We start from the raw sequence: 3192 nt of genomic DNA, 5'->3' as shown, positions 1-3192 counted from the left end.
GGCTTTGCCGCTTTTTTCTTATCCGTTTACAAAAATTTTCGAAGCCACCTCATCGCGTTAATAATCATTCTTTTAGGCTACGCTGCCGTTTGGCTGTCGGGGCAGATTCGATAGCCTGTTGGCAAATAATCACCGACGTTACCATCCCTTGCGCCATTTTCTGACTATTCTTAATGAGCTATAGAAAAATCTTTTCCGCTGTGTGATAAAAGGAGTTCTCAATGGAATATAAAGATCCCGTGTTTGAACTGCTGAGCAGCCTGGAACACATCGTTTTTAAGGATGATAATCAGAAACTTACCTCAAACCGTAAGTCCACTGTATTTAGTGAATTTGAACAGCTGCGTAAAGGCACTGGACTTAAGATTGACGACTTTGCCAACGTCATGGGCGTGAGCGTCGCCATGGTAAGAGAGTGGGAGTCGAGACGGGTCAGACCGTCTCCCACTGAGCTGAAATTGATGCGCCTGATTCAGGCCAATCCACAGCTTTCACGACAATTACTCGATTAATCTCGCGCGCAGCGGCAAAGGCCAGTAAGGGAGCTTTTGCCGCTGCACCGTAAAAAAAGTTTGCTATCAGGTGCTGAACGTGCGTTAATGCTCGCAGGTTTGATGTACAGACCACAGAGCAGTCGAATAGAGCAGTCCTTCTAAGGTTATCCAAAGATACCCCCGTAGTGAACTTTCCCTTTATCGCTTTAAATCTGTAGTCCAGACCCCTACGCCGCAAGGCTCACTTATTTTTTTAAAGGTAATTCACTATGTCCGGTAAAATGACTGGTATCGTAAAATGGTTCAACGCTGACAAAGGCTTCGGCTTCATCACTCCTGACGATGGCTCTAAAGACGTGTTCGTACACTTCTCTGCTATCCAGAACGATGGCTACAAATCCCTGGACGAAGGTCAGAAAGTATCCTTCACCATCGAAAGCGGCGCTAAAGGCCCGGCAGCTGGCAACGTAACTTCTCTGTAAGTTCAAGCCGCTAAGAATCGAGAATCCCTGCCTGATGGCGGGGATTTTTTTTATCTGTCGCCAGTAGCCGCCAGCATAAGATGGCGGCTACCGGGCATTCAAAGCAGGGAAAAGTGCCAGCTCGTCTCCCGCCACGCCAGACTATGGGTCAGCTTCAGACCTTGTAAAAACGCCTCATCATGCGACACCACCAGCATCGCGCCGGGAAACGCCGCCAGCGCGCTTTCAATAGCCTGCGTCGATGCTAAATCGAGATGGTTGGTCGGCTCATCCAACAAAAGCAGCTGGGCAGGCTCGCGTCGCCAGAGCACGCACGCCAGCGCCGCTTTAAGGCGCTCGCCGCCGCTGAGCGCCGACAGCGGCAGAGTGACCTTATCCGCGCCCAGCTGGAGCTGCGCCAGGCGGGTGCGCAGGAGGCCCTCATCCAGTGGGGTATCTTCCAGGCTCAGGTGCGCCATTACCGACAGGGATAAATCCAGCTGCGTCAGATGTTGATCGAGGTAAGCGGCGCTCACCGAAAGCCGGACATCGCCTGACGCGGCCTGCTCCAGCCCCAACAGCGTTTTCAGCAAAGTGGTTTTGCCACAGCCGTTTGGCCCCTTTAGCGCGATGCGCATCGGGCCATCGATACGCCAGTTCAGCGGCGCAGCCGGCGCATGGTCGAGCTGTAATGACTCCACCACCAGCACCTGCTTGCCGGCGGCCACTTCGCTACCCGGCAGGGTAAACATCACTGGGGTCTCTTCCTCAACCCGCTCCCGCGCCTGCTGCACGGCGGCATTCAGACTGCTGTTCTGTTCACGATGCTGACGGCGCAGCGTTCCCGGGCGCTCTTTTGCCGCGCCTTTGTACTTCACGCGTTCGAAGGAGGCGATATTTAGCGTATCAACGGTACGCAGCGTCTGAGCCGAGCGCCGCTGGGCGGCGTCATGCTCCTTATGCATTCGCGCGCGGGTGCGCCGTCGGTCGGTCACGGCATGCTCCAGCGCCGCGCGCGCGGCCTGCTGCTCCGCCATACGCTGGCGCTGATATTCAGCATAGTTGCCGCCGTAGCTGCGCAGCGCCGTCGGCGTCAGCTCAATAATCCTCGGCATCCGCGTCAGCAGCTCGCGGTCGTGGCTGGCGATCAGAGCCCCGCCCTGCCAGCTTTCCAGTTGGTGATAGAGCCACTCCCGCCCCTGGCGGTCCAGATGGTTGGTAGGCTCATCCAGCAGCAGATAATCGGCGCCCGAGACGAAGGCGCCGCACAGCAGAGCCTTCATCCGCTCGCCGCCGCTGAGTGAAAACGCGGGGCGATCGGCAGAGAACGGCGGGAGATCGGCTTCACGGAACGCTAAACTCAGGCGATCGGTGAGATCCCAGTGGCCATCCAATAGCTCGAAATCGTCGGCCAGTCCATTACCCTGTTCAAGGCGGAACAAGGCGTCAAATATCGGCGCATAGCCGAGCAGCGCGGCGAGGGTGGTCTCCGGCGTGAGCGTCGGCTGCTGCGCTACCCAGGCAACGGCGGCGGCACGCTCAATATGGCCGCCGGCAGGAGAATCAAGGCCCGCCAGCAGACGCAGCAGACGCGTCTTGCCGACGCCGTTCCGGCCGACCAGGCCGCAAAGGGACGGTTCCAGCGAGACGCTGAGCGGACCAAACAGGGTCTGTCCCGTCGCAAACTGACAGGTGACCTGATGTAAAACAAAAGCGGGGATGTGGGCGCAATGAGCCATAAGCACTCCTGAATGAAATCAATACTCCCCTACCCGCAACGTCTGCGAGGTAAGGCGTGAAATTCATCAGTCGTGTTTGTTCATTTGTGGGGCGCGCTCCAGTGAGACGAGGGATTCGTCGGGGCATAGGATAGTCACACTCCGCTATGAATTTCAAGCCCGTTTAATTCAACAACCGTGTAAAAATAAAAAGGCCTCCTGATATCAGGAGGCAAAGGATTTATTTGGTGAACAATGAAAGGGTGCATTGAGAATGCCTGACACCGCAAGCATGGTGGGGATAGATCCCCACCAGATGCTCTTACTGTTTAATATCACAGGCTAAGAATGCCACCAGCTCAATATTTCCCTGCCTGATCTGTAATTCACATAGCGAATCACGAACCATCCAGGTCAATAATAAAATAGTGAAGCAAATCACTACTAAGCCAAACAACAGATACTTTTGCGGCATTCCTCGCCTCCCGTGTGTGTAAGTTCACACAGATATTGCAATTG

Annotated in this window: 4 protein-coding genes; 2 read left to right on the top strand and 2 right to left on the bottom strand. The window is 55.2% G+C overall.

The window, feature by feature from the left end:
• Nucleotides 1-221 precede the first annotated feature (221 nt).
• On the top strand, nucleotides 222-512 hold the full coding sequence (locus tag HMPREF9538_RS21400) for an HTH-type transcriptional regulator (protein ID WP_002921931.1): 291 nt from the start codon (nucleotides 222-224) through the stop codon (nucleotides 510-512).
• A 251-nt stretch (nucleotides 513-763) separates the two neighbouring features.
• A complete protein-coding gene (gene cspA, locus HMPREF9538_RS21405; RefSeq protein WP_000014594.1) occupies nucleotides 764-976 on the top strand; it encodes an RNA chaperone/antiterminator CspA in 213 nt (70 codons plus the stop codon).
• Nucleotides 977-1074: 98 nt separating this feature from the next.
• Here cspA and HMPREF9538_RS21410 read toward each other — a convergent pair whose 3' ends face one another.
• Nucleotides 1075-2694, bottom strand: coding sequence for an ATP-binding cassette domain-containing protein (locus HMPREF9538_RS21410; RefSeq protein WP_009484285.1), 1620 nt, complete (start codon nucleotides 2692-2694; stop codon nucleotides 1075-1077).
• A 301-nt stretch (nucleotides 2695-2995) separates the two neighbouring features.
• Entirely contained in the window at nucleotides 2996-3148 is a 153-nt protein-coding gene (gene hokA, locus HMPREF9538_RS21415) for a type I toxin-antitoxin system toxin HokA (protein ID WP_004205012.1), read from the bottom strand.
• Nucleotides 3149-3192: the final 44 nt, after the last annotated feature.

This window comes from Klebsiella sp. MS 92-3 (assembly GCF_000195655.1).
GTDB classification, from domain to species: Bacteria; Pseudomonadota; Gammaproteobacteria; order Enterobacterales; family Enterobacteriaceae; genus Klebsiella; species Klebsiella pneumoniae.
The sequence above is the reverse complement of the archived record's forward strand: the minus strand, read 5'-3'. Positions and strand labels throughout refer to the sequence as shown.

What these genes read in the sequence shown, in the direction of transcription:
- hokA (WP_004205012.1), bottom strand. Translation starts at nt 3,148, where the DNA reads ATGCCGCAAAAGTATCTGTTGTTTGGCTTAGTAGTGATTTGCTTCACT.
- HMPREF9538_RS21410 (WP_009484285.1), bottom strand. Translation starts at nt 2,694, where the DNA reads ATGGCTCATTGCGCCCACATCCCCGCTTTTGTTTTACATCAGGTCACC.
- HMPREF9538_RS21400 (WP_002921931.1), top strand. Translation starts at nt 222, where the DNA reads ATGGAATATAAAGATCCCGTGTTTGAACTGCTGAGCAGCCTGGAACAC.
- cspA (WP_000014594.1), top strand. Translation starts at nt 764, where the DNA reads ATGTCCGGTAAAATGACTGGTATCGTAAAATGGTTCAACGCTGACAAA.